Here is a 26,101-nt window from a genome sequence, read left to right on the forward strand (position 1 = left end):
CGCGCAACGGCGGGGCGTGGGACTTGGCACGACAGTTACACGGCGTAGACTCACCACCCGTGATTCAGCTTGAGCAAGTGACGAAGACGTACCCGAAGGCGTCGCGGCCTTCGCTCGACAACGTGTCCGTGTCGATCGACAAGGGCGAGTTCGTCTTCTTCATCGGCCCATCCGGCTCCGGCAAGTCCACGATCATCAAGATGCTGCTGCACGAGGTGACCCCCAACAAGGGACGCGTCGTCGTCAACGGCAAGGACGTCACGTCGATGCGGTCCTGGAAGCGCCCGCACTTCCGCCGCTCGATCGGCTGTGTCTTCCAGGACTTCCGGCTGCTGCCCAACCGCACCGCGTACGAGAACGTGGCCTTCGCGCTGGAGGTGATCGGCAAGACCAAGGCGGTGGCCCGCCGGGTCGTGCCGGAGGTGCTGGAACTGGTCGGCCTCGGTGGCAAGGAGCACCGCTACCCGCACGAGCTCTCCGGTGGTGAGCAGCAGCGCGTCGCGGTGGCCCGGGCGTTCGTGAACCGTCCGCTGATCCTGCTGGCGGACGAGCCGACCGGAAACCTGGACCCGGACACCTCCATCGAGATCATGCGCCTGCTGGACCGGATCAACCGCACCGGCACCACCGTCGTGATGGTCACGCACGACTCCAACATCGTGAACCAGATGCGCCGCCGCGTCATCGAGATCGAGAGCGGCCGTATCGTTCGCGACCAGGCCCGCGGCGTCTACGGGTGACGGTACCTACCCATCGCACCCCGATCTGACGACGAACACCTCACGCCGGAGAGCCGGAGGAAATCCCGATGCGGATGAAATACGTCATGTCCGAGGTACTGGTCGGACTGTGGCGCAACGTGACCATGACCATCGCGATGATCATCACGATGGCGGTCTCGCTGACCATGCTCGGTGCCAGCGGCCTGATCTACACCAAGGTCGCCGACATGAAGCAGCTGTACTTCGAGAACATCGAGGTCTCGATCTTCCTGGACGCCGAGGTGACGGACGAGCAGCGCAGCGCGCTCGCCACGCAGTTGGAGTCCGATCCGCTGGTCTCGCAGGTCACGTACGTCAACAAGGACGAGGCCTTCCAGCGCTTCCAGGAGATGTTCCGGGACTCGCCGGACCTGCTCAGCGCGGTCAAGGCGGACCAGCTGCCGGAGTCGTACCGGCTCAAGCTGGTGAACCCGGAGGAGTACAAGACCATCTCCGACCAGTACACCTCGGTCGAGGGGGTCGACCAGGTCGTCGACCAGAGTCAGGTGCTCGACAAGATCTTCAACCTCTTCACCGCCGGGCAGAACATCGCGCTGGTCGCCGCGGTCGCGATGGCGATCGCCGCGCTGCTGCTGGTCGCCAACACCATCCAGGTCGCCGCGTACAGCAAGCGGCGTGAGGTCGCGGTCATGAAGCTGGTCGGCGCGTCGAACTGGTTCATCCAGGCGCCGTTCGTGCTGGAGGCGGTGGTCGCCGGCCTGATCGGCTCGATCCTGGGCCTCGGCGCGCTGATCGCGCTCAAGATATTCCTCTTCGACGGTGCGCTCAGCGCCCTACAGGGTCTCTTCGCGCCGGTCAGTTGGGGCGAGGTGTTCCTGACCTTCCCGGTGATGGCCGGCGTCGGCGGTCTGATCAGCGCGGTCACCGCCTGGGTCACGCTCCGCTTCTACCTGCGGGTCTAGCTCGTCGGGCAGGGGCCCTTCCACGCCGGAATAAACGGCGCGGAAGGGCCCTTGTCGTTCGGGTAGCATGATCTCCGCTCGGCGGCCGGCCAGGTCGGCCACGAGCGGCAAGGAAAGGAGGTGGCGCGGCGATGCCACGGGAAAAGGGGCGCAAGGTCGTCGCCTCCAACAAGAAGGCGCGTCACGACTACGCCATCCTCGACACGTACGAGGCGGGCATGGCGCTGACCGGCACCGAAGTGAAGTCGCTGCGGGCCGGGCGGGCCTCACTCGTCGACGCGTTCGCTCAGGAACGGGACGGCGAACTCTACCTGCACAGCATGCACATCCCCGAGTACGTGCAGGGCACCTGGACCAACCATGAGCCCCGGCGTACCCGGAAACTGCTGCTCAAGCGGCTGGAGATCGACCGGCTGATCGGCAAGCTCCGGGAGAGCGGGCTGACCCTGGTGCCGCTCCAGGTCTACTTCTCCGACGGCTGGGCCAAGGTGGAGATCGGCCTCGCCAAGGGTAAGAAGGCGTACGACAAGCGTCAGGACCTCGCCAAGCGGGACGCCGACCGGGAGATTCAACGGGCGGTGGGTCGGCGAGGTAAGGGGATGAACGACTGATTTATCCCAGATTGTCCCATCCGGCGCGCCGCTCCGGGCTCGGGATGAATCCGATTGCGGCAGGCGTTAGTCTTGTCAGAGCCGCCGGAGATCGGTGGCCTGCCGAGGGGGTGACTGGTTTCGACTTCGTACGTTGCGGCAGGGGAAGCGAGCCGAGGAAGCCGACGTCGTCTCGAGAATCGTTCGTCGGAAACCAATAAGCGCCAAGAACAATCGCGCTGACTTCGCTCTCGCCGCCTGAGGCGAGTAGCAAGTCTGTCGGCCTGGGAGCGCCTTCGACCCAGTTAGCCGGCATCAGCTAGAAGGCTGGCCAACCGGACCCGGTCGCGGGGTCCGTGCGGCGAGATCAATCAGCGACTGGGCCCGTCACACCGACTCGCTCGCGTGATCGGAGGGGCCGAGTAGAGGCACAGCGAGCTGCGCTCGGAGAAGCCCTGACAAGGCGGCGAAGGACCCGGGTTCGATTCCCGGCACCTCCACCACCTGACTGCGCGCCCCGGTCACTCGACCGGGGCGCGCAGTCGTTGTGCCCGACCCCGGTCGGTCGGCGTCGGCGGTGCCCGGGACGGCCCGCCGGGCGACGCGGAGGCCGGCGAGGTTGACCGCCGGCATCGCGGGGCACGGGAACCAGCCGGGGGACAACGCCGTCAAATCGGTATGCGTCGCGTTCTCGCCCTGTTGGGTCTGCCACTGCTGATGATGGCCGGTTGTGCCGAGGCGGGCACCGAGCCGACCGGCCCGGGTCTACCGACCGACCATCACGAGGTGTTCGAGCAGCGCGCCACGGCGGTCGCGCAGGCATGGCGCCCGGGCGCGGCGTGGAGCACCGGCTACGTGCCGCTTCAGGAGCCCACGGTGCTCGTCGGCGACCCCGAGTTCACCGACGAGACCAAGCTCGCCTTCAATGCCGGCTGGTACCGGGAGCAGGTGCCGTTGCCACCTCGGCGGCCAGACGACGGCAGCATCCGCTTCCCCGATGACGAACTGCGGGTACCACTGATCACCGCGGCCGAGGCGTACCGGCAGCTCGACCAGGGCGACCCGCCGCCCTGCGCCGGGCGGCCGAAGGACCCGGGTACGCCGCCTCCGGCCAACCCGCCGGACGGGCCGGACGCCCCGGTGAGCAGCGAGCCACAGGCCGCCTGCATCCCACTCACCGTCACCAACGTCGAACTGGGTTCCGCGCCGGTGCACACCAGCCGGGGTGAGGCGCAGGTGCCAGCGTGGCTGTTCACCATCGAGGAGATCGACGCCGTGGTGGCCCGGGTCGCGGTCGCACCCGAGGCCGTCGGCGCACTGCCCGAGCCGGTCGCGCCGTCCGCGCCCGCGCCGCAGGACCTGGTCAGCGCGCAGGACATCGAATCGGTCGACGGTACGACGCTGAACTTCCGGCTCGGTGTCGGTAGCTGCGACACCGGGATCACCCCGCTGGTACAGGAACACGACCACGTGGTCGTGGTCGGCGGCACGGTGGTGCGGAGCACCGGCGTCTGCGACGACATGCTCAGGCTGGAACCGGTCGCGGTGACACTGCGAGCGCCACTGGGTGCCCGTCCGGTCCTCGACGTGGTCAACGCGACGCCGCTGCGCTTCGCCGCTGGCTGACCGTGCCGGCCGACGCCGTCCGGTCCCGGGACGGCGTCGGCCTACGCTGTCTCGTCTCTCACCCGGGTTCAGAGGATCGGCGGCACGTCGGTGCGGATCGGCGCCGGCAGCACCGTCGGCCCGTCGGCCCGGAGCGCGATGGCCAGCGCCTCGCCGAGCTGATCGGGACCGTCGACCACCGTGGTGGCGCACCCGTAACCGCGGGCTATCGCCGTGACGTCGATGCCGGGCAGATCCAGCCCGGGTACCCCCGGCGTCTGCTTGAGTTCGGCGAACGCCTTGAGGATCGCGTACTGCTGGTTGACCGGTACGACTACCACCAGCGGCAACCGCAACTGGCTGGCGGTCCAGAGCGCCTGGACCGAGTAGTGGAACGAGCCGTCGCCGATCACCGCGATCACCGGCCGGTGCCGGCCGGTGTCCCGCTGCGCCAAGGCGATGCCGACGGCCGCCGGCAGGCCGTAGCCGAGACCTCCGCTGGCCATCGTGAAGTACGACCCGGGGGTGTCGAACCGCAGCCGGCGACGCAACGCCGACAGGTTGGACGGAGACTCCTGCACCAGCACGCCGTCCGTAGGCCAGTGCCGGGCCAGTGCGGCGAAGAGTGCGTCGGCGCTGAGCGGAACCGAATCCTCCACCGGCGACGGTGCTGCCCGGGCGGGCGGTGGCGGCCGGTCCGCCGGTGGCATGAGCTCGGTAAGCGCGGCCAGGGTGAGGCCGGCATCGCCGAGGAGGCTGTCGCCGATCGGTGCCCGGGCCGCCTCCTCGGGATCGTCGGTGACGTGCAGCAGCCGGGCACCGTCCGGCAAGGTCTCACCGGGCACGTGCGGGTAGTACCGGAACACCGGGGCACCGACCACCAGTACGGTGTCGTGCCCCCGGAGCTGCTCGGCCAACGGGCCGATCGCGAAGGGCAGCACCCCCTGGAAATGCGGATGATTCTCGGGAAAGGCGGTCCGCTCGGGTGCGGGCGCCGACCAGACCGGGGCGACCAGCCGCTCCGCGAGCGCAACCCCGGCCGCCCAGGCGCCGGCCCGGTCCACGGCGGCTCCGAACACCAGGGCCGGTGATCGGCTCGTCGCCAGTGCCGCGGCAAATTCGCGCAGCCGCTCCGGGTCGGGAGCGAACCGGGTGGCCACCGTGCGGGCCTGCGGAGGCGGATCGGCGGGCTGTGCCCAGTCGTCCAGCGGAAGCGAGAGGAAGACGGGCCCGGTCGGCGGCTGGATCGCGGTCGCGTACGCCCGCATGAGCGCCGCCGGGACGTCCTGGGCCCGGACCGGCTCGTGGGCCCACTTGACGTAGGGCTGGGGAAGCTCGGTGGGATGGCGGGCGGTGAGTCGGGGTTCGAGCAGCAGCATCTCCCGGGTCTGCTGGCCGGCGGTGACGATCAGTGGGGTCCGGTTGTGCCAGGCGGTGACGATGTTGCCCATGGCATTGCCGGTACCCGGTGCCGTGTGCAGGTTGACGTGCGCCGGCGCCCCGGTGACCTGCGCGTACCCATCGGCCATGCCCACCGCCGACGCCTCGTGCAGCGCGAGCACGTAGTGGAAGTCGTCGGGAAAGGCGTGCAGGAACGGCTCCTCGGTGGAGCCGGGGTTGCCGAAGACGGTGGTCATGCCCAGGGCCCGGAGCAGGTCGTAGGTGGTGTCGCGGACCGTTGCCATCACTTCTGAATGTATCGGGGCAACTCGGGAGTAAAGAGCTTTTCGCCGCTGCTGCGACTCAGCTTCGTGGCGGCACTGGCCGTGGTCGCCTCGGTGGTGACGCGTCGCCCGGCCCAGCCGACCGTCTGTCGATCACCCGACTGTCAGACCTTCGCCTGGATCGGGGGCGCAAGCTATGGTGCCAGGCATGGCGATGACAGCGCAGATGTCACCGGTTGGTCCCACCGTCGACGAGTGTCACCGGTTCCGCCTTTCCGTGCACGACTGACGGGTGCGTGTGATGCAGGGAGAGGGGCAGGCGATCGGCGGGCGGGCGACGGAGTCGATGACCGGGAAGCTGCTGGTGGCGACACCGGCGCTGAAAGACCCGAACTTCGACCGTACCGTCGTGCTGCTGGTCGCGCACGAGCCCGGCGGCGCGCTCGGTGTGGTGCTCAACCGGGCCACCGAGGTGCCGGTGGCCGACGTGCTGCGCGACTGGGGTGACCTGGCACGCCACCCGGCGGTGCTGTTCGAGGGCGGCCCCGTGCAGCCCGACTCCGCGATCTGCCTGGCCCGCATGCGGCCGCCGGTGCGCCGCCTCAAGGGCTTCCACCAGGTCTCCGGCGCGGTGGGCACGCTCGACCTGTCGGTCGACCCGCAGCGGCTACGGGAGAACGTGCAGAGCATCCGGGTCTTCGCCGGGTACGCGGGCTGGGGTACCGGCCAACTGGAACAGGAGATCGAGGACGGGTCCTGGTTCGTGCTGGACGCGCTGCCCGGTGACGCGTTCGTCGACAGACCTGATGATCTGTGGCCGATGGTGCTGCGCCGACAGGGCGGCATGATGGCCGCGGTCGCGCACTTCCCACCGGACGTGGCGTTGAACTGACCGGCCGTTGCGGGCACCCCGCGAGATGACCATGCCGGCGGGCGTGTGTATAGTTCTCCCAGTGCCCGGGCAGCCGGGTGCGACAGCAAGGGGCCGTGGCGCAGCTGGTAGCGCACCACACTGGCAGTGTGGGGGTCAGGGGTTCGAGTCCCCTCGGCTCCACCCTTCACGATCAGGGCGTTCGTCGGACATGGCGGGCGCCCTTCGTCGTTCCGGTAGAGGAGAGTAGCCAAGCAGTAGCCACAGCTATCTCCGCGGGTTCAAATCCCGCCGCCACCGCTCCTGACAGCGAGAACGCCCGGTCGGTCCGTCAGGGCCGGCCGGGCGTTCCGCTTGTGGTCTCAGTTTCGCCGGGACCGACTTGGTCCTGTCGAGCGTACTGACGGAGTTCGCGTCGGCGGTGAGGCGATGTCCTGCATCGTTGTCCGTGCTGGCCGGTCAGCACCAAGCGACGCCCCAGGATTGGAGCTTTCCGTCGGGCGCGTATTTAATCTTGAGGTAGTCGGTTGTGCCAGGGGCAATGTAAAAGCAGCTGCCCCACGAGCCGGCGATGTGGCCCTTGCGCCACGTATAACTTGAGCCGCAGTTCCGGTAGGTGAGGTACTGGGTTTCTCCGACAGTCCAGCTGCTGGCCCCACAGGGGTCGGCTTGTGCTGCGGATGAAGGAACAAGTAGAGCGAACGACATCAGCAGGGCAGCACTCAGTGTCGTTGCAGCGCGACGCATTTCCACTCCGCCAGGGTCTAGTAACCGATGTGTGGCCGAGCGGTAGCAGATGAAACAGCCAGTCCTCGCCAGTGCGTCGTGCGGTGAAGGGCTCACTCAAGATGTAACCAGCTCGGCACGAGCATCAAATCATGCCTGGGTAGAGGACGTAAAGGCTTCGATGTCGACGACGATCAGCGACGGCGGTTTCTCTGTCAGGCGTTGTTGCCCAGCTGATGTGAAGGTCGGCGTGATGGATGGCCTCTTGAGCCCAGGAGGTCGCCCTCCGGGGGTGTCCCGCCTCTACCTCAGCCACTCGCTCACGTAGCCACTCGACGTCAGCGAGGGCCCAGTCGAGGGCTGCCTCGCCGAGTCCGCTGACGGCGGCCTTGCCCGGTGGTAGACCGTGAGACGGTCCTCGATGCCCTTGCCCCGGCGCTCCCCAGCCACGCCGACATAGCTGAGCGGGGACGGCGCGCGTGAGCAGGAGAAGCGCCGTGGGTTCAAGGACGAGATGCAGGCAATCCGTGAGCGACGTGGGCTGCCGGTCGGCCAGAGCGAGTCACGGAGGTAGGGCCTCGGTCCAAGCCCAGTGGCCCATGATCGTCGGACGGGCGTGGGACGTTCTCGTGATGGGAGTGGTGACGGATCGGTGACGGTCCAGGGATCGCGGCTGCGAGTGTCTCTACCGGCACCGCCTTCATGGCGAACGAGCAGACGAGGGCGTCACGTGACCAGGCTTCGAAGTGGACGTGCGACAGACCGTATGCAATTCCTTCAACTACGGCGGCCAAGTCCGTGACAACAGGTGATGTCGTCCGGAAATCGGGCGGGGTCCTCAACGTCTGCCGTCATTCGCTCGTGCCACCGAAGAGAAGGAGAAAGCTAGCGTGTTATCTCGCACTCGTAGTCGCGGGGCTCGCAAGGTACTGCTGACCGGTTTGGCAGCCGTGCTTGTCGCGACGGGTTCGTTGCTCGGTGTCAGCGGGCCCGCGTGGGCGGCACCGCCGCCCACCCCGGACTTCGGACCTGCCATCGAGCCATTAGCGCCACTGGTGAGCCAGTCCACCTGCGATCCGACCGCGAAGCCAGGTGTGGTGGGCTTCAAGGATCTGCTTGTTGGACACTATGGCCACCACAACTGGAACATTGACAGGCCGTGTAGTTGGGGAGGTACCAGCGAGCACAAGGAAGGTCGGGCACTCGACTTCGCGCTGAACGCGAACAACTCGACCCAGAACGCACGCGCCAATGAGATCCTCAACTGGCTACTCGCTACCGACCGGCACGGAAACGCTCACGCTCTCGCCCGGCGCTTCGGCATCATGTACCTGATCTGGAACAAGCGGATCTGGAGTGCCAGTCGCGCATCTGAGGGCTGGCGGCCATACGATTGCACGCCCGGTGATGCAAGCGATTGCCATACCGATCACATCCACTTCAGCTTCAGCTGGCCGGGTGCCCGTAAGGAAACCTCCTGGTGGAGCGGCGGCCACAGCATCGGTGCGGATCGCATTCAATACGGCGACTTCAACGGCGATGGCCTTGCTGATCTGCTTCAGGTCCGGGACAACGGTGACGTGGTGGTGTTCTGGAACTCGGGTGGGAACCCGAACTTCTCCTGGTCGAACAACCGGTTGGTCCTCACCGGTATCCCCAACGTCGACCAGGTTCGGGTTGGTGATTTCAACGGCGATGGCCTCGCTGATCTGCTTCAGGTCCGGGACAACGGTGACGTGGTGGTGTTCTGGAACTCGGGTGGGAACCCCAACTTCTCCTGGTCCAACAATCGGCTGGTCCTCACCGGTATCACAAACGCCGGCCAGGTTCGGGTCGGTGATTTCAACGGCGATGGCCTCGCTGATCTGCTTCAGGTCCGGGACAACGGTGACGTGGTGGTGTTCTGGAACTCGGGTGGGAACCCCAACTTCTCCTGGTCCAACAATCGGCTGGTCCTCACCGGTATCACAAACGCCGGCCAGGTTCGGGTCGGTGATTTCAACGGCGATGGCCTTGCTGATCTGCTTCAGGTCCGGGACAACGGTGACGTGGTGGTGTTCTGGAACTCGGGTGGGAATCCGAACTTCTCCTGGTCGAACAACCGGTTGGTTCTCACTGGCATCCCCAGTCCTCGACAGATCGGCGTCGGTGACTTCAACAACGACGGCCTCGGCGACGTGAGCCAAGTCCGCGACAACGGCAACGTCGTCGTCTTCTGGAACTCGGGCGGGAACCCCAACTTCTCCTGGTCCAACAACCGGCTGGTCCTCACCGGCATCTACCTCTAACCACACCAGCCCCGGGGGGCGTGGGATGATCCACGCCTCCCGGAGCCGTCCGGTCCGAGGAGCCGCCGCTTGTTCCGGCATCGACCCTCGCAGCCTGCACCACCGCAGATTGATGCCACCCAACGGCTACCTGACACTCGATTTCGTCGCGTCGCCGGCGGACGGTCGGCGATGAGCAGGCGCTTGGACGTGGTCGAACGCGGCGAGTTGAGCCCGGATCTGGCCGAGCAAGACGTCATAGCCCGTCTCGGTGGCTGCGGCGAGGGCTTTCAGCGCTTCCTCGCGGGCGTCGTCCATCTCGCCGAGCGCGTGTCGGGTCGCCGCGATTCCGGCCATCGCGACGACCGTCTGGTACCGGGCGTCTGCCTGAACAGCGATGTTTAGCGCGCGTTGGTGCAGGGCCAGTGCGCCGTGCCGGTCGGACCGCGCCAGGAGCACTGCGGCGAGAGTGTTGCAGGTGTCGGCGATCCGCTTTGGTTCTGCCAACTCGGTCGCGATCCCTAGCGCCTCCGCTGCATGCGACTCCGCACGATCGAGGTCGCCGGTTTGCAGTCGTACGAGCGCCAGGCCGACGAGGCAGTCGGTGTCGAGATGTCGGTTTCCGCACGCCCGGCTGCTGGTTAGCCCGCGGCGCAGCGCCTGCTCGGCTGTATGGGTGTCGCCGAGGTCCAGGAAGGACCGTCCCAGGCTTTCCAACGTGTTCGCCAACCCGTCTTCGGCGTCGAAGCGGCCGTAGATGGTTTCCGCCTGTCGCAGATACCGGATCGCAAGGTCGGGCCGCCCTCGGAGTCGCTGGGAGACGCCGAGGTTGTTGAGAACGCGTGCGTACTGAGGTCGGTTGGGACGGGTCCCGCTCAGGCGGACGGCCTCAACCTGATACTCGATGGACTTGACGAGCTTGCCCCACTCGGCGTGGACGATGCCGAGGTTGTTCAGCGCGGTTTCCAGCCCGTCGCGCCAGCCGGCCCGAGTTGCCAGTGCCGCCGCCTCTTCCAGCTCACGAACAGCGTGCCGTGGTCGCCCGAGGCAGTGGTGCAGGTGAGACAGCCCGAGGTGAGCCATTGCCTGGGCCGCGACGTCACCCGCCTGGGCGGCGGCTTGCCTGACCGTCTCGCACATCGCCCGCCACTGGGGGATATGGAGTTGCCGGGCGAGGTATCCCCGCAGTGGGTCGGCGAGGTACCACGCGATGGGATGACCGCGCTGCGCGGCGGTCGATATCGCCGAGGTGATGTTCGCCCACTCCATGTGGAACCACGCCAGGGCGGCTGCGTTGCCAGCGAAGGTGAAGCTCTGGTCAGCGACCTCGTCGGCGGATGGTGGCAGGCGCGTGTGTTGGGGATAGAGTGCCCTGGCTGCTGCCCTGGCTCGGGACAGGTACCACGTGGCGAGGCGCTCGAAGGCCGCGTCGCTCTCGTCGGCTGCCGCCAGCTCTGTCGCGAAGTGTCGTAACAGGTCATGGAGGCGGTACCGGGACGGGCTGCCTTTGTTGACCAAGCTGGCGGTGTGCAGGACGTTGAGCAGGCGCGCGGACTCCTCGTCGGAGACGTCGGCGATGGCGGCAGCCGCGCCGACGGTGTAGTCGTCGCCGGGCATGGTTCCGAGCAGGCGGAACATGCGTTGGGCAGCGACCGGCACGAGCCGGTAGGAGGACGAGAAAGCGGTACGTGCGGCGGTGTCCGGATCGCCCTCAACGACCAGCGCGCTCAGCGGGCTGCCATCGGTCAGGGCGGCGAGGAAGCTGCCGACGGTGCCGTGGCGGGTGGCGATGTTCGCGGCGGCGATGCGAAGGGCCAGCGGGAGATAGGCGCACAGCCGTGCCAGATGGGCCATCTCGGAGGGCTCGTAGGTAGCCTGCGTGCCGATTGTGGACGCCAGGAGTGACTGCGCTTCGTCCTCGGCGAGGATGTCGATCGACATGAGGTTGGCGCCGTCTCGCGCGACGAGGCCGGCCAGCCGAATGCGGCTGGTGACGATCGTGAAGGCGCCAGGGCCACCGGGCAGCAGCGGCCGTACCTGCTCGACCGAGGCGGCGTCGTCCAGGACGACCAGAGCCCGTCGGTCGGCGAGGATCGACCGCAGGAGGGCAGCCGCCTCGTCGAGATCTTCCGGCACGGAGGTCGGTGAAAGGCCGAGCGAGCGTAACATCTGGCCTAGCGCCTCGACTGTGGTCATTGTCGTCGAGGGGCGGTGCCCGCGGAGGTTGAGGTAGAGGTGGCCGTCGGGAAACCGGTCGGCGACATGGTGGGACCAGTGCAGCGCCAGGGCAGTCTTGCCGATACCCGCCGTTCCGCAAATCACGACGACCGGCGGGTCGGTGGCCGCGTTGAGCATGCCGTCGAGAATGCGGATCTCGTGCGCACGGCCAACGAATCCGGGAGCGGGCGGCGGCAACTGTCGGGGTGCCGGAGACTGGGTTGTGGCCGCGCTCGTCGATCCGTGTCGAGGTTGAGGAACCGTACCGGAGACAACATGGCTGGTGGTGAACCAGCCCAGCACATCGGCACCGTCCAAGACGCAGCGATGGAGTTCCTGGAGGGCTTTGCCCGGTTCGATCCCCAACTCGTGAGATAACGTCGTCCGTGCCCGCCGGTAGACCTCTAGCGCCTCGCCCTTTCGGTCCGCGAGGTACAGGGCGACAATCAGCAGTTGATACAGATTTTCGTTGAATGGTGCCGTCGCGGTCGCGGAGACAAGTTCCGGGATCAGCTCTCGGTGCCGGCCGAGCGTCATGTCGAGGATGAGTCGTCGCTCAAGCGCCTGGGCCTGCATCTCCTCCAGCCGACGTGCCTGAAACTGGAACGAGGGGCCGCGTAGGCCGTCCAACGCCCGCCCTCGCCACAGCCCTAGCGCCTGCCGTAGATTGTCGGCTGCCGTGCGATACTCGCCCCGACGGGTGAGTGAATCCGCCTGCCGAAGCCCCTCACGAAATCGAGCCAGGTCGAGCTGCGCAGTATCAACGTGCAAGACGTATCCGCTGCCGTTCGCCACAATGCGTCCGGCATCCGCCTCGGCGGAGCAAAGAATCCGCCGCAGCGAACTCACTCGGTTCTGTACCTGTTTACGTACCGTCGACGGCGGTGACTGATCGAACCACACTGCCTCCACGAGCTGATCAATCTGGACCACGCGGCCGGCATTCAACAGCAGCATCGCAAGTATGCCCCGCTCGCGGGGGCCACCAACCTTGACGTGCTCGTGGCCTTTGACCACCTCGACCGGCCCCAGAAGGCGGAATTCGTGTGCGGGAGCCCGTACGGCCGCACCGTCCACCCCGACGTCCACAGATTCATGCAAGGGAACACCCACTCCATTGAGGCACACTCCCCCGGAGGACCTGCATTGGCGTCTACGCCGCGAGGAGCAGTGCACGGACGGCCACGAGCAAAAGAGCCGTCATGGCCGCATTTCGATTGGCCGCGCCGCCAGGACCGGCAATACAAAGATCTAGGATGAATCGCGCCGAGGATGACGGACGACACCATCACTGACAGTTCGCAGGAGCACGGGCAAGGCTTCGTGGGCCGCCAGTGTCCCGTCATCGACGGCCTCGGAGGCCGCGTAGACCAACGCCCAAATCGATCGCTCGATCCAGGCCGATGGGGCGGTAGGGTCGATGGTGCCGTCCGCCTGGCCCCGACGGATGAGCTCGATGACCGGGCCGTCGGCTGCGGCGAACTCTGCGACGGCGGGGTGGTTGGCGACGGCGTGGTCCTCGAACAGGAACCTGACGCGGTCGCCGACCGCCAGGTAGGCGGCCACGAGTCGGTTCAGGGCGTCGAGCGGCGGTCCCTGGGTGATGGCGGCGGCCTCTGTCGCACTGACGATCTCGCCGATGCTGTGCCGGATCGCGGCAACCAGTAGATCGGCCCGGCCTGGGAAATGACGGTGCAGCGTGGCCCGATGGGTCTCCGCGCGGTCGGCGATCTCGCTCAGGGTGGCGTCGCGGTCGCGGATCCACACGGCGATTGCCGCCTCGATGATCGTCTGACGCGTGCGGCGACGTGCCGGTGATGGCACATCGGGGTCTGACTGCACATCCGGACACTAGCATGCTTCTGCGACAATGCTACTGCTTTCTGCGACACCGATGTCGCATTTTGGTCGGCGTGGATTGCTCGATCGTGACGACGAGCTGCTGTGCCCCAGGGGCCGGACCTGCCGTGGCCGGCACGGGTTGCCCCGTGCCGGCCACGTCGGTGGTGGTTCGGTTCAGCTGGCGTACGCCTCCAGTTCCCAGAGCGAGTGACCCCAGGCGGTGCCCCGGGCGGTGCCGTAGATCCGTAGGTAGCGGCCATTGGCGCCGAGTGCGGTGTGCTCGTCCACGCCGCCGTCGGCCCCGGTCACCGTCTTCACGTCGACCCAGGTGGTGCCGTCGTTCGAGGTCTGGATGCGGTACGAACTGCTGTACGCCGCCTCCCAGCTCAGCTTGACCCGACCGATCGCGGTCGGGCTGCCGAGGTCGACCCGGATCCACTGCGGGTCGGAGAACGCCGACGACCAGCGGGTGGTGAGGCTGCCGTCCACCGCCTGGGCGCCGGACATGCCGGCCCCCTCGCTGCTGGACGTCAGCGTCGGTTTGTTCAGCAGCAGGTTGGTGCCCGGCTGCGGCCCGCTGGTGCCGCCGTACACCTCGAACTCGAACAGTGAGTAGCCCCAGCCGGTGCCCCGGGTGGTGCCGGTGAGCCGGACGTACCGGCCGGAACCGGTCAGCCCGGTGAGGTCGTCCACGCCACCGTCGCCGCCGGTCACGGTGCGGATGGTGGTGAAGTTGACCCCGTCCGGCGAGGTCTGGATCTGGTACCCGCTGCCGTACGCCGCCTCCCAGGTCAGCTTGACCCGGTTGATGTCGTACGTGGCACCGAGGTCCACGTCGATCCACTGCGGGTCGCTGAACGCGCTTGACCACCGGGTGCCGAGCGCGCCGTCGAACGCGTTGGCGGCGACGAAGGCGTCCTGCACGCTGGAGGCGCGGGCCGGCTTGCCCTGAGCCAGGTTGGCGCCCGGTTCCGGGTCGGGTCCGGGCCCGCCGCCGGGGCTGGTCGAGAGGGTGAACTCGTCGATGTCGAAGTACGGTCCGGTGCCCTTGAAGACCAGGAAGAGGGTGCGGGTACCGGTCGGGGCGGTGATCCCGCCGGTGATCGTGGCGAACGTGGCGTACCCGCCGGTCGGCACCACCGTCGCTTGGCCGACAAGCGGTCCGGTGGGGGAGTCGACCCGCAGTTCGAGGGTGCCGCCGCCGTCCGCCGGGGCGCCGACCCGGGCGCTGAACGACTGGATGCCGGTCAGGTTGTACGGGTGGAACGAGATCCAGTCGTTGTTGTCGATGTACCCGATCGCCGCGCCGCCGTGGGCGCTGCCCGGGGTGACGACCTGGATGCCGGACGAATCGCCGAAGTGCTCGGCCTGGCGCACCCGGGGCTGGAGGACGGCCTGGGTGTGTGTGGTGAGCGGTGGCTGACCGGCGCCACCGAGGTCGGTGTACTCGGCGTCGATGATGCCGAAGATGTTCGCCGCGGTGTCGTGCTCGCCGTCGACCGAGGTCTGGATGACCCCGGAACAGCCCTGCACGCTGCTGATCTGGTGGCCGTGTGAGTCGTGGCCGAGAACGTAGTTCACCTTCACCCGGGCGCAGTCGATCGGACCGTCCTGCGCGTCGGTGACCGTGACGGAGAACGGTATGGCGTCCCCGAAGGAGAACGTGGACCCGTTCAGCGGCGTGTTCACGGTGACCACCGGGGCGCTGTTGCCGACAGTGATGACGGTGCTCGCGGTACCGACCTTGCCGGTGCTGTCCCGAACCGTCAGGGTCGGTCGGAAGGTGCCGTTCGCGGTGTAGGTGAACGTGGGGTTCGCCGTGGTCGAGTCGGTGGTGCCGTTGTTGTCGAAGTCCCAGGCGTAGGTGAACGGGTCGCCGTCCGGGTCGAGCGTGCCGGCCGACGAGAACCGCACGGTCAGCGGTGCGACGCCGCTGGTCGGGGTGGCCGAGACGATCGCCCGTGGGGCTCTGCCCTCGCGGGCGTACTCGATCCGGTAGAGGGCCGAGTTGGCGTCGCCGTTGAACCAGCCGGTGCCGTAGTCGAGCACGTAGAGCGCGCCGTCCGGGCCGAACTCCAGGTCCATGACCTGGGTGCCGGTCCACGGGAACGGGTTGATCTTCAACGGCTGGCCGGCCGAGTCGAGCTTGATGTTCTTGATCCAGCGGCGGCCGAACTCACCGGCGAAGTACGTCCCGTCGTAGTACTCCGGGAACGCCACGTCGGAGGTGTTGTCCGGGTCGAACCGGTACACCGGGCCGCCCATGGGGGACAGACCGCCACTGGTGAACTCCGGCGGGGAGCCGGAACCGCCGTACGGCAGCCAGGCCGGGACGGCCGGCGGCAACTGGGTGAGACCTGTGTTGTTCGGCGAGTTGTTCACCGGCCCGTTGGCGCAGTCGAACTTCGGGCCGGACGGGCCGGACGGGAAGGTGTAGTCGTTGTAGGCGTCGTTGCGGGCGGTGCAGTACGGCCAGCCGTAGAAGCCGGGCTTGTCGATCCGGGCGAACTCCACGTTGCCCGCCGGGCCCCGGTTCGGGTCGGCGGTTCCCGCGTCCGGACCGTAGTCGCCCAGGTAGACGACGCCGGTCTCCTTGTCCACGCTCATCCGGAACGGGTTCCGGAAGCCCATCGCGTAGATCTCCGGGCGGGTCCGCGCGGTGCCCGGCGCGAACATGTTCCCGGCCGGGATGGTGTACCCGCCGGCCGCACTCGGCCTGATCCGCAGCACCTTGCCGCGCAGGTCGTTGGTGTTGCCCGCGGTGCGTTGGGCGTCGAAGGCCGGGTTGCGGCCGGCCCGCTCGTCGATCGGGGTGAAGCCGCTCGACTCGAACGGGTTGGTGTCGTCGCCGGTGGACAGGTACAGGTTGCCGGCCGCGTCGAAGTCCATGTCGCCGCCGACGTGGCAGCACATGCCCCGGCTGGTCGGCACGTCCAGGATCAGGGTCTCGCTGGCCAGGTTGATGGTGTTGTCCGCGTTTGCGGTGAACCGGGACAGCCGGTTGACGCCGTCCCACCGGGCGAAGTCCGCTGGCGTACCGGTGGTCGGCGCCCCGCCACCTGGGGTGTCCAGCGGTGGCGCGTAGAAGACGTACACCCAGCGGTTGGTGGCGAAGTTCGGGTCGACCTTGATGCCCTGCAGGCCCTCCTCGTCGCCGGTATAGACCGGCAGCGTGGCGGCGACCTTTGTGTTGCCGGCCGCGTCGGTGTGCCGGATGACGCCGTTACGGGAGGTGTGGAACACGCCCCGGTCCGGCAGCACGGTGAGGCTCATCGGCTCGCCCGTCTCGGCTGCGCCCTTTGCCAGCTCGACCTGCTGGAAGTTGCTGGTCACGGTGCCGCCACAGTCGGCCTCGGCCGCGCCGGCCGCGCTCATGATGCCGCCGAGCAGGTGGGTACGGAAGTTCGGTTCGGCGTACGACTCGTCGGTGTGCCCGAGGCCGGTGTACCAGGCCCGGCCGCCGGAGTAGTTGTGGCACCAGGAGATCGGGTGGTCGTACCCGTTGCCGCCGCCGGTGTAGGTGCTCTCGTCCAGGGTGGCGAGCACGTGCACGCTGCCGCGGGGGTTGGTGCGGTAGTTGTACCACTCGTCCAACCGGGTCCAGCGCTGCGGCAGCGTGGCGGTGGACGGGTGGACCTGGTCGGCGACCTTGATGGTCGCGGTCTGGTTGGCCGGATGCGAGGCGAAGTACGCCCCGACCAGCCCGCCGTACCAGGGCCACTCGTACTCGGTGTCGGCGGCCGCGTGCACGCCCACGTACCCGCCGCCGCCCTGGATGTACCGCTCGAACGCGGCCTGCTGGCTGGCGTTGAGCACGTCACCGGTGGTGGACAGCCAGATCACCGCGGCGAACCGGTCCAGGTTGGCGTCGGTGAACTGGGCCGCGTCCTCGGTGGTCTCGACGGTGAACCCGTTGGCCGCGCCGAGCTGCTGGATGGCGGCGATGCCGGGGACGATGGATCCGTGCCGGAATCCGGCGGTCTTGCTGAATACCAGCACGGTGAACGGTGCGGCGCTGGCCGCGGGTGGCACCGCGACGATGCCGCCGGCCACGAGGACCGCGCTCAGTACGGCGCCGAGCCACGATCTCAGAGATCTGCGCACGGTGGTCGTCCTTTCGAGGACGGCGTGCGCCGATCACGCCTGGTGGGGTGGAGGTGGTGGAGCCGAGCATGCTCGCGGCCCGCTCAACGCGCCGTCGCCGGTGCGAGCGTGAGGCATGTACATACATCGTTGCGGCTGCGTCACGGGCGCGTCAAGCTCTCCAGCCAACTTCGTGAGAGCGTTATCTCGGCAGGTCAGGGCTGACTGGCGAATCCCGTCGCGGGGCCCGTTCAGGGAAGGGTGAAGTCCAGGCGGGTGACCTGGTCGGCGGTCACGGTCGCGGTCTGTGGCGCGCTGTGCTGCTCGCCGCTGCTGACCACGATCTCGTACCGGCCCGGCGGAAGTCGCCACTCGTAGCGGCCGGCGTCCCCGGTCAGGACGCCGATCTCGGGGATCGCCGGTGCCGGCTCGTCAAGGGGAGTGACCTGCACGGACGCTTGACGCACCGGGTCACCCGCCGGGGTGGTGACGGTGCCGGTCACGGTGCCGGCCGGGTTGGTGCGACCCGGCGGGGGCGGTGGCCCGTCGTCGGAGACCGGGTCGTCTCCGCCGAACGCCAGCAGGCTCGCCCCGATCAGCAACGGGGCGGCGATCAGCAGTGCGAGCACCCCGAGGCGCTTACGGCTCATGACTGCCTCCTCACTGGCGATGACGGACAGTAACTGGGACGCACCCCAGGTGGTGACGGTTCCGTGCGGGTGGGCGGCTGCTCGCCGGCCCACCCGCACGGGCAATTCGGGTCAGCTGTTGCGCCAGGTGATCAGATTGTTGAACACGCTCTCCGTGATGCGGGTGCCGTGGTTGTTTGTGGAGTGTGGCGAGGAGCCGTGCAGGCCGTACGCGTGGATCGCCATCACACACTGCCCGACGCACCACGAACTGCCGGCGGCCCGGGTCTGGTAGACCGGACTGCCGCTCTGGCAGCCGAACGTGTCGTTCTGGTAGAACACCTGCCGAGCGTGGGTGACCGCGACGGTCTGCCCGGCGTGCCGCCACTGCTGGCCGAAGGTCTTGTCGCACGGGTAGCCGCTGACGGTGGTCGCGGTGCCGGTGAGCGAGGCGCTCTGCCACCACATGCCGAACCAGCCGGTGCTGTTGCCGGCGGCGCAGCTCAGCCGGATGGCCCCGTAGTCGTACGTCTCGTCGCCGCTCTGGGTCCAGCCGGTGACCGAGAGGAGCTGGGTGGCGGTGCACGTGCCGTACGGCGTCGACGCCCCGTTGCGGCCCGGGATGATCTGGAAGTCCCCGCGTGGGTAGAAGTTGTTGCCTCCGCCGCCGTTCTGGCCGCCGCCCGGGTGCACGCAGTGCCCGGCGGTGGCGATGATGCTCGGGCCGTAGAGCCAGCCGGTGCAGCCCCAGGTGCTGCCGTTGGTGGTGCGGACGATCTGCACGATGGCGCTGGACGGGAAGACGGTGGTCGGGTCGACCCTGACCCGGTTGTCGGTGCCGATGACGCTCTGGATGCCGATCGAGTCCCCGTCGGGCGCGGCGGGACGGCCGCCGGCATCGAACCGGCTGCCGCCCGGCCCGGCCTTGCCGGTGCCGATCGATCCGGAGGCGCCGGAACCCCGTACCCCATCGATGCCGCGCTGCACGGTGGGCAGCGCGACGGCGGCGGGTACGGCGCCCGAGTCGGCGACCGCGCCGTGCACGTCGGCGCGGGCGGTTGCGGTCGGGGCTTGGCCGGTCGGCGCGGCGGTGGCCGGTGCGGCGGCGAGCGCCGACGCCAGGACGGCGGTGATCCCGATCGCGAGGATGCTCCTCGGTCGGGTTCTGCTGGGCGGTGTGGACGTCACGAGAGCCCTCCTCATCGAAGCTGGACGCTTCCGATGGGCAAGCTATATCGACCAGGTTGATCCACACTCGTGTGTGTCTGTCCGTCGACACCGCTACGTTCAGTTTCGGACAGATTGCGCAACGTACCGGCGTGGCGCACCGCCGGGCGAGTCAGATCGACTGGCCGGCGACGACCGACAGGAGCCGGAGCTTGTGGTGGCTCTCGCTGCCCGGGACGGCGGTGAAGACCTGCAACAGCTGCGACTGGTCGGGGTCGACGAGGACCTGGCAGTGCAGTTCGAGCAGCCCGACCTCCGGGTGCTGGATGCGCTTGGGCGCGCAGTACGCCCCGGCGACGGGATGCGCGCGCCACAGCTCGGCGAACTCGGGGCTCCGGGTGAGCAGGGCGTGCACGATCTCACCGGCTCGCGAGTCGCGACCGTCACGGGTGTACGCGCGATGCAGGTCAGCGGCGATGGTGCGGCTCTGCGCGGGATGATCCTGGTCGGGGTGGAGGCGTCGGGTGTCCGGATCGGTGAACCAGCGGTAGTGCAGGCTGCGGGCCAGCCCGGTGTGCCGGGTCTCGTCGCCGAGCAGCGCGCTGGCCAGCCGGGTCTGTGTCAGGGTCTCACCGAGGTCGCTCACCACCTGGGCGGCGACGTCGCCGAGGCCGTCGAAGACGCGCATCATGCCGGGGTTGACGTGGTCGTTGCGCCGGATCCGCTGCGGCGCGGGGTATCCACCGAGCCGGAACAGGTGATCCCGTTCCGCCACGGACAGCCGCAGTCCTCGGGCGATCGAGGCGAGCATCTGCTCCGACGGGCGCGGGCCGCGCTGCTGCTCGATCCGGCTGTAGTAGTCGGCCGACATGTCGCTGAGGGCGGCGACCTCCTCGCGGCGAAGCCCGCCGGTACGCCGTCGGCGGTGCCCACGGGGCAACCCGACGTCCTCGGGCTGTAGTGCCTCGCGTCGGCTCCGCAGGAACTCGGCGAGTCGAGCGCGGTCCATGACGGCTCCTTCTGCTTCCCACCGCCGGTGCGCGGTCTCCAACTGCCCAACAACCGCAGGTCCGGGGCTGTTTCCCAGGCTGGCACGAGCTGGCACGGGGCAGCCAGGTGCTGGTTGTCCGGGGATCGGGGCAGCCGACCGGCGACCTGCCAGCCACGGATCGGCTGTGCCTGGTTGGCCCCGGGTGACCAGCCAAGACTCGGATCCATGACGACCAACACCCACACGCCCACCGGACACTGGATCAACGGTGGGGTGGCCTCCGCCGGATCCGTCCAGACCATCACCGTCAGCAACCCCGCCACCGGGGAGATCGTCGCCGAGGTGCCCGCCGGCACCGCCGCAGACGTGGACCGGGCGGTCGCCGCAGCGCGGGCCGCCTTCCCCGGCTGGTCGGCCACCCCACCCGTCGAGCGCGCCGCCGTGCTGCGACGCATCAGCGCGGGCCTGCGCGAGCGGAGCGAGGAGATCGCCGCGGCGATCACCGCCGAGATGGGTTCGCCGCTGAGCATGTCCCGGACCGCCCAGGTCGGCTTCCCGATCGCGGTCGCCGATTCGTTCGCCACGTTGGCCGGAGACTTCGAGTGGACCGAGGAGGTCGGCAACTCGCTGATCGTCCGCGAGCCGATCGGTGTGGTGGGGGCGATCACTCCCTGGAACTTCCCGTTGCAGCAGATCGTGTCGAAGCTGGCGCCCGCCCTGATCGCGGGCGACACGGTGGTGTTCAAGCCGTCGGAGGTGGCGCCGCTGACCGCGCGGATCCTCGCCGAGGTGACCGCCGAGGCGGGTCTGCCGGCCGGCGTGTTCAACGTGGTCTACGGCACGGGCGACGTCGTCGGTGAGGCGATCTCGGCGCATCCGGACATCGACATGATCTCCTTCACCGGCTCCACCAGGGCCGGGCGGCGCATCTCGGCCGTCGCCGCCGAGACCGTCAAGCGGGTCGCGCTCGAACTCGGTGGCAAGGGTGCTCTCGTGATCCTCGGCGACGCCGACCTGCCCCGGGCGGTGGAGACCGGGGTGATGATGGCGTTCGCCAACGGCGGCCAGGTCTGCGGCGCGTGGCCACGGATGCTGGTGCCGGCGTCGCGCCAGGACGAGGTCGTGCGCCTGGCGGTGGCTGCCGCGGCCCAGTACCCGGTCGGGGATCCGCGCGACGAGACCACCCGGATCGGCCCGATGGCGTACGAGGCCCACCGGCGCAAGGTCAACAGCTACATCGAGCGGGGTGTCGCCGACGGGGCGAAACTCGTGTTCGGTGGTCCCGGCCGGCCCGACGGGCTGGAGCAGGGGGCCTACGTGCGGCCGACCATCTTCGCCGAGGTCGACCCGAACTCCACCGTCGCCCAGGAGGAGATCTTCGGCCCGGTCCTGACCATCATCGGGTACGCCGACGAGGACGAGGCCGTGGAGATCGCCAACGGCACGATGTACGGCCTCACTGCCGGCGTCTTCGGCGAGCCCGGGCACGCGCTCGCCGTCGCCCGTCGACTGCGGGCCGGTCAGGTCGACGTCAACGGTGGCCACTGGAACCCGTACGCCCCGTTCGGTGGCTACAAGCAGTCCGGCAACGGCCGTGAGTTCGGCCGGGCCGGTCTGGAGGAGTTCCTGGAGACCAAGTCCATCCAGCGCTGACCGGGGGCCGCCGTGGCCGGGAGGAACGTCGTGTTTCTCCCGGCCACGACAGGGTGACAACGGTGGTTCAGGCGGCGACGGCCTGCTCCGAGTACCTCCACAGGCGCTCCGCCGCCGCCGGGTCGAGGGCGTGCGGGGCGACCCCCGCCTCGGCCTCCTCCGGCACCGGCGTCACCTCGGCCTCCTGGTTGTCCTCGAAGTACCGCCCGGTGACGCCCTCGACGAGGGGCGAGGCGGCCAGCAGGACCGAGGTCGAGGCGCCCTGCTCGGGCGTCTTGTAGTAGTCCAACGGCACGCGGTTGCCGGCCTCGTCGAGCACCCCGAAGGCTCGCATCGTCTCGTCGTCGAGATGCCGCTGGAGGTTGGTCAGGATGTAGCCGGGATTGGCGGCGTTGGCGACGATTCCGTCGTCCGCCCAACGGTTGGCGATGCCGACGGCGAACAGCACCGTCGCGGTCTTCGACTGGCCGTACGCCGACCAACGGTCGTACGCGCGCTGCTCGAAGTGCGGATCGGCGAAGTCGAAGGGTGCCCGCAGGTGCGCACCCGAACTGACCAGGACGACACGGGCCGAACCGGCGGCGCGGAGGTTGTCGTGCAGGCCGGTGACGAGCGCGAAGTGCCCGAGGTGGTTGGTGGCGAGTTGCGCCTCCCAGCCCTGAGCGGTGAGTTCACGGTTCGGCACGGCCATGATCCCGGCGTTGGCGATGACGGCATCCACGGGTCCCTGCCAGTCCGCCACGAAGGCGGCGACCGAGGTCAGGTCGGACAGGTCCAGCGGGGCGGCGTGGGCCGAGCCCGAGCGGGCTGAGATCTCCTCGACCAGGTCGGCTGCGGCGGCGGGGCGACGGATGGCGATGGTCACCTCCGCCCCGGCGCCGACCAGGGCGCGTACGGTCTCGGTGCCGAGGCCGGAGGCGCCGCCGGTGACGATGATCCGGCGGTCGGTGAGGTCGACGCCGTCCAGTACCTCCGCAGCTGTCGTCCGGGGCCCGAACGGGGTGACGACCCGGGAGCGGGTCTTCGTGTTGTCGTCCATGACGGCAACGTTAGGTTCCCCAGGTCGGACGTACTATGGTTTTACGTCCAGTTATCTTTAGTGTAAGTCCAGGGGGTAGGGTGGACCCGCTGCACGACGTGCTGACTCTTGTCGGCGCCACCGGCCACCTCTCCGCCAGTATGGAGGCGGGCGGCAGCTGGGCGGTCGAGTTTGAGGCACCTGCGGGAATCAAGTTCAACGCGGTCCGCCGGGGGCGTTGCTGGCTTCGCCTCGACGGGTCCGCCGACTCGCTGCCCCTCGTGGCCGGCGACTGCTACCTGCTGACCCGTGCCCGGCCGTACACCCTCTTCAGTGACCCGGAGGCGGTCCCGGTGCCGGCGGGACCGATCTTCCTGGCGGCGACGGGCGGGGTGGCCCGGGCCGGGACGGGCGACGACTTCGCAGCCGTCGGCGGTGCGTTCCACTTCGGCGAACGGGCCCGCCCGCTGCTGCTCGACGCCCTGCCCCCGGTGGTCCACGTGCCCGGGACGGCCGCCGAGGCCGCCACCCTGCACTGGGCCATCGACCAGGTCGACCGGGAACTACGACAGCAGCGGGTCGCCGCCGGCCTCGTCGCCGAGCACCTCGCTCTCGTCATGCTGATCCAGATGCTCCGCCACCATCTCGCCGGTGCCGCCGGATCGGCCACCGGCTGGCTGGCCGGCCTCGGTGACCCGGTGGTCGCCGTGGCGCTGCGGGAGCTGCACCAGCGGCCGGCACACCAGTGGACGGTGGCGGAGCTGGCCCGGGCCGCTTCGGTCTCCCGCTCGACCCTGGCGGCACGGTTCAGGGCGGTGGTCGGCCGAGCCCCGCTGGAGTACCTCACCGATTGGCGGGTGGAACTCGCCGCCGACCGGCTCCGCCGGACCGACGACACCCTGGCCCGCATCGCGCAACTCGTGGGCTACGGCTCCGAGAGCGCCCTCAGCGTCGCCTTCAAGCGCGTCACCGGCCAACCGCCGCGTGCCTACCGCCGCCTCGCTCGGCCCCGCTGACGCCGGGAGTCAGCAGACCCGAGCTGCGGTGGGGACGGCGTCCGGGCCGTCCTGTTCGACGGCGCAGAGGTTGGTGAGGGTGGTCTCGGCGATGTTGTGCAGGCCGTCCTCGGTGAAGAACGCCTGGTGCCCGGTGATGAGCACGTTGGGGAAGGTGGTGAGACGGGCGAAGTCGTCGTCACCGAGGACCCGTTCGGAGCGGTCCTCGAAGAACAGGTCGCTCTCCTCCTCGTACACGTCGAGGCCGAGGTAGCCGATCCGGCCGCTCTTGAGGCCGTTGATCACGGCCCGGGTGTCGACCAGCGCGCCCCGGCCCGTGTTGATCAGCATGACGCCCTCGCGGAGCAGGGCGATGCGTTCGGCGTCGATCAGGTGTCGGGTGTCCGGAGTGAGCGGGCAGTGCAGGGTGACGATGTGCGACTCGGCGAGCAACTGCTCCAGCGGCACGTACTCCACGCCGGCGGCGCGGGCCGCGTCGTTCGGGTACGGGTCGCTGGCCAGCACCCGGCAACCGAAACCCGCCATGATCTGGGCGACGCAGACACCGATCCGCCCGGTGCCGACGATGCCCACCGTACGGCCGTGCAGGTCGAAGCCGAGCAGGCCGGCGAGGGCGAAGTTGTGTTCGCGTACCCGGTTGTAGGCCCGGTGGATCTTGCGGTTCAGGGCGAGGATCAGGCCGGCGGTGTGCTCGGCCACCGCGTGCGGCGAGTACTCCGGCACCCGCACCACGGTCAGGCCCAGTTTGCGGGCGGTGACCACGTCGACGTTGTTGAAACCGGCCGAGCGCAGCGCCACCACCCGGACGCCGACCTCGGCGAGCTGGTCGAGCACCTCGGCGCAGAGGTCGTCGTTGACGAAGGCGCAGACCGCGTCCGACCCCTCGGCGAGCCGGGCGGTCTGTGCGGTGAGCCTCGGCTCCAGGAAGGTCAGCTCATGACCGGCTGCGGCGTTCGCCTCGGTGAGGAACGTCCGGTCGTACGGCTTGGTGCTGAACACTGCCACTCGCATGGGCCACCTCCACCGTCCACGCTAAGGCCGGACACCGGCCCAGGGACAGGGTCCGACGACCCGTCAGGTCAACTGGGCGTCGATCTCGGTGAGCTCCTCGGCGGTCAGGTCGAGGTTCTCCACCGCGGCGATGTTGGCCTCCAGCTGCGGCACGCTGCTGGCACCGATGATGAGGCTGGTCATCCGAGGGTCGCGCAGTGCCCAGGCGAGCGCGAGCTGCGCGAGGGACTGGCCCCGGCGCTGGGCGATGGCGGCCAGCCCTCGGATGGTGGCCAGTCGCTGCTCGTTCACATCGCTCTCGTTCAGGAAGACGCTGGTGCGGACCCGGGAGTCGGCCGGGATGCCGTCGAGGTAGCGGTCGGTGAGCAGACCCTGGGCCAGCGGGCTGTAGGCGATGCAGCCGGCACCGACCCGCTCCAGCGTGTCGAGCAGCCCGTCCTGCTCGGTCCACCGGTTGAACATCGAGTACGCGGGCTGATTGATCAGCAACGGGGTGCCCAGGTCGCGCAGAATCGCCGCGGCCCGCTCGGTCTGCTCCGAGGTGTAGTTGGAGATGCCGACGTAGAGGGCCTTGCCGGAGCGGACGGCGGCGTCGAGGGCCCCCATCGTCTCCTCCAGCGGGGTGTCCGGGTCGTACCGGTGGCTGTAGAAGATGTCGACGTAGTCCAGGCCGAGCCGGCGCAGCGACTGGTCGAGCGAGGCGATCAGATTCTTACGGGAACCCCACTCGCCGTACGGACCGGGCCACATCAGGTAGCCGGCCTTGCTGGAGATGACCAGCTCGTCGCGGTACGGCTTGAGGTCACCGGCGAGCATCCGGCCGAAGTTCTCCTCGGCGGAACCGGGCGGCGGTCCGTAGTTGTTGGCCAGGTCGAAATGGGTGACGCCAAGGTCGAAGGCGCGCCGGACGATGTCGCGCTGGCGCTCGACGGGGCGGTCCGGCCCGAAGTTGTGCCACAGGCCGAGCGAGATCGCGGGCAGCCGGAGCCCGCTGGCTCCGCTGCGTCGGTAGGGCATCTGGTCATAGCGCGTGTCGGCGGCGAGGTAGGTCACGATCATGACCATAG

18 protein-coding genes, 1 tRNA gene and 1 other RNA gene are annotated in these 26,101 nt (G+C 68.8%); 10 read left to right on the top strand and 10 right to left on the bottom strand.

The genetic code is table 11. From position 1 onward, the window contains the following. The first annotated feature begins 59 nt into the window (after window positions 1–59). From ftsE to ACN26Z_RS06825, 5 genes are all read left to right on the top strand, one after another. Complete coding sequence (gene ftsE / locus ACN26Z_RS06805; protein WP_013731749.1) at window positions 60–740, top strand: cell division ATP-binding protein FtsE; 681 nt, start codon at window positions 60–62, stop codon at window positions 738–740. 68 nt (window positions 741–808) lie between these two features. Further along, window positions 809–1,684, top strand: coding sequence for a permease-like cell division protein FtsX (ftsX, locus tag ACN26Z_RS06810; RefSeq protein ID WP_093406598.1), 876 nt, complete (start codon window positions 809–811; stop codon window positions 1,682–1,684). A gap of 131 nt (window positions 1,685–1,815) precedes the next feature. After that, window positions 1,816–2,295: an SsrA-binding protein SmpB gene (smpB, locus tag ACN26Z_RS06815; protein ID WP_093406601.1), complete on the top strand. Its 480-nt coding sequence runs from the start codon at window positions 1,816–1,818 to the stop codon at window positions 2,293–2,295. Between the two features lie 106 nt (window positions 2,296–2,401). Continuing rightward, window positions 2,402–2,777, top strand: a transfer-messenger RNA (tmRNA) gene (ssrA, locus tag ACN26Z_RS06820). A 175-nt stretch (window positions 2,778–2,952) separates the two neighbouring features. After that, entirely contained in the window at window positions 2,953–3,900 is a 948-nt protein-coding gene (locus tag ACN26Z_RS06825; protein ID WP_421460267.1) for a hypothetical protein, read from the top strand. Between the two features lie 68 nt (window positions 3,901–3,968). On the opposite strand, the gene mdlC is transcribed toward ACN26Z_RS06825, so the two are convergent. Beyond that, complete coding sequence (gene mdlC / locus ACN26Z_RS06830) at window positions 3,969–5,564, bottom strand: benzoylformate decarboxylase (protein ID WP_421460268.1); 1,596 nt, start codon at window positions 5,562–5,564, stop codon at window positions 3,969–3,971. 280 nt (window positions 5,565–5,844) lie between these two features. Between mdlC and ACN26Z_RS06835 the strand changes: the two genes are divergently transcribed. The 3 genes from ACN26Z_RS06835 to ACN26Z_RS06845 all read left to right on the top strand — a co-directional run bounded on the left by ACN26Z_RS06835 (window position 5,845) and on the right by ACN26Z_RS06845 (window position 9,428). Then, the gene (locus ACN26Z_RS06835; protein ID WP_093406609.1) at window positions 5,845–6,435 is read left to right on the top strand and encodes a YqgE/AlgH family protein; all 591 of its coding nucleotides are present in this window, start codon (window positions 5,845–5,847) and stop codon (window positions 6,433–6,435) included. An 89-nt stretch (window positions 6,436–6,524) separates the two neighbouring features. Further along, window positions 6,525–6,597 (top strand) — tRNA-Ala (locus ACN26Z_RS06840). Between the two features lie 1,514 nt (window positions 6,598–8,111). Beyond that, window positions 8,112–9,428, top strand: coding sequence for an FG-GAP repeat domain-containing protein (locus ACN26Z_RS06845; protein ID WP_421460269.1), 1,317 nt, complete (start codon window positions 8,112–8,114; stop codon window positions 9,426–9,428). Window positions 9,429–9,554: 126 nt separating this feature from the next. Here the strand turns inward: ACN26Z_RS06845 and ACN26Z_RS06850 are convergent, their stop codons facing one another. The 6 genes from ACN26Z_RS06850 to ACN26Z_RS06875 all read right to left on the bottom strand — a co-directional run bounded on the left by ACN26Z_RS06850 (window position 9,555) and on the right by ACN26Z_RS06875 (window position 20,354). After that, on the bottom strand, window positions 9,555–12,713 hold the full coding sequence (locus tag ACN26Z_RS06850; protein ID WP_421460270.1) for an AfsR/SARP family transcriptional regulator: 3,159 nt from the start codon (window positions 12,711–12,713) through the stop codon (window positions 9,555–9,557). 162 nt (window positions 12,714–12,875) lie between these two features. Further along, window positions 12,876–13,466: a TetR/AcrR family transcriptional regulator gene (locus ACN26Z_RS06855; RefSeq protein ID WP_421460272.1), complete on the bottom strand. Its 591-nt coding sequence runs from the start codon at window positions 13,464–13,466 to the stop codon at window positions 12,876–12,878. Window positions 13,467–13,640: 174 nt separating this feature from the next. After that, entirely contained in the window at window positions 13,641–17,570 is a 3,930-nt protein-coding gene (locus ACN26Z_RS06860) for a ThuA domain-containing protein (protein WP_421460274.1), read from the bottom strand. Between the two features lie 230 nt (window positions 17,571–17,800). Beyond that, on the bottom strand, window positions 17,801–18,199 hold the full coding sequence (locus ACN26Z_RS06865) for a carboxypeptidase-like regulatory domain-containing protein (RefSeq protein ID WP_282239926.1): 399 nt from the start codon (window positions 18,197–18,199) through the stop codon (window positions 17,801–17,803). Between the two features lie 111 nt (window positions 18,200–18,310). Further along, window positions 18,311–19,366, bottom strand: coding sequence for a trypsin-like serine peptidase (locus ACN26Z_RS06870; RefSeq protein WP_421460276.1), 1,056 nt, complete (start codon window positions 19,364–19,366; stop codon window positions 18,311–18,313). Window positions 19,367–19,517: 151 nt separating this feature from the next. Further along, window positions 19,518–20,354, bottom strand: coding sequence for a helix-turn-helix transcriptional regulator (locus tag ACN26Z_RS06875; RefSeq protein WP_421460278.1), 837 nt, complete (start codon window positions 20,352–20,354; stop codon window positions 19,518–19,520). Between the two features lie 207 nt (window positions 20,355–20,561). On the opposite strand from ACN26Z_RS06875, the gene ACN26Z_RS06880 reads away from it, so the two are divergent. Continuing rightward, window positions 20,562–21,989 (top strand): aldehyde dehydrogenase family protein, encoded by a 1,428-nt coding sequence (locus ACN26Z_RS06880; RefSeq protein ID WP_282239923.1) that lies wholly within the window; start codon window positions 20,562–20,564, stop codon window positions 21,987–21,989. Between the two features lie 67 nt (window positions 21,990–22,056). On the opposite strand, the gene ACN26Z_RS06885 is transcribed toward ACN26Z_RS06880, so the two are convergent. Then, entirely contained in the window at window positions 22,057–23,028 is a 972-nt protein-coding gene (locus ACN26Z_RS06885; protein WP_282239922.1) for an SDR family NAD(P)-dependent oxidoreductase, read from the bottom strand. Window positions 23,029–23,108: 80 nt separating this feature from the next. On the opposite strand from ACN26Z_RS06885, the gene ACN26Z_RS06890 reads away from it, so the two are divergent. Further along, window positions 23,109–24,023, top strand: a complete 915-nt coding sequence (locus ACN26Z_RS06890) for an AraC family transcriptional regulator (protein WP_421460279.1) — start codon at window positions 23,109–23,111, stop codon at window positions 24,021–24,023. Between the two features lie 9 nt (window positions 24,024–24,032). Here the strand turns inward: ACN26Z_RS06890 and ACN26Z_RS06895 are convergent, their stop codons facing one another. Together ACN26Z_RS06895 and mgrA are read right to left on the bottom strand one after the other, a co-directional pair. Then, the gene (locus ACN26Z_RS06895; RefSeq protein ID WP_210939602.1) at window positions 24,033–25,034 is read right to left on the bottom strand and encodes a 2-hydroxyacid dehydrogenase; all 1,002 of its coding nucleotides are present in this window, start codon (window positions 25,032–25,034) and stop codon (window positions 24,033–24,035) included. A 63-nt stretch (window positions 25,035–25,097) separates the two neighbouring features. Next, window positions 25,098–26,093, bottom strand: coding sequence for an L-glyceraldehyde 3-phosphate reductase (gene mgrA / locus ACN26Z_RS06900; protein WP_421460281.1), 996 nt, complete (start codon window positions 26,091–26,093; stop codon window positions 25,098–25,100). Between the last annotated feature and the right edge of the window lie 8 nt (window positions 26,094–26,101).

The organism is Verrucosispora sp. WMMD703, assembly GCF_049178935.1.
GTDB classification, from domain to species: domain Bacteria; phylum Actinomycetota; class Actinomycetes; order Mycobacteriales; family Micromonosporaceae; genus Micromonospora; species Micromonospora sediminimaris.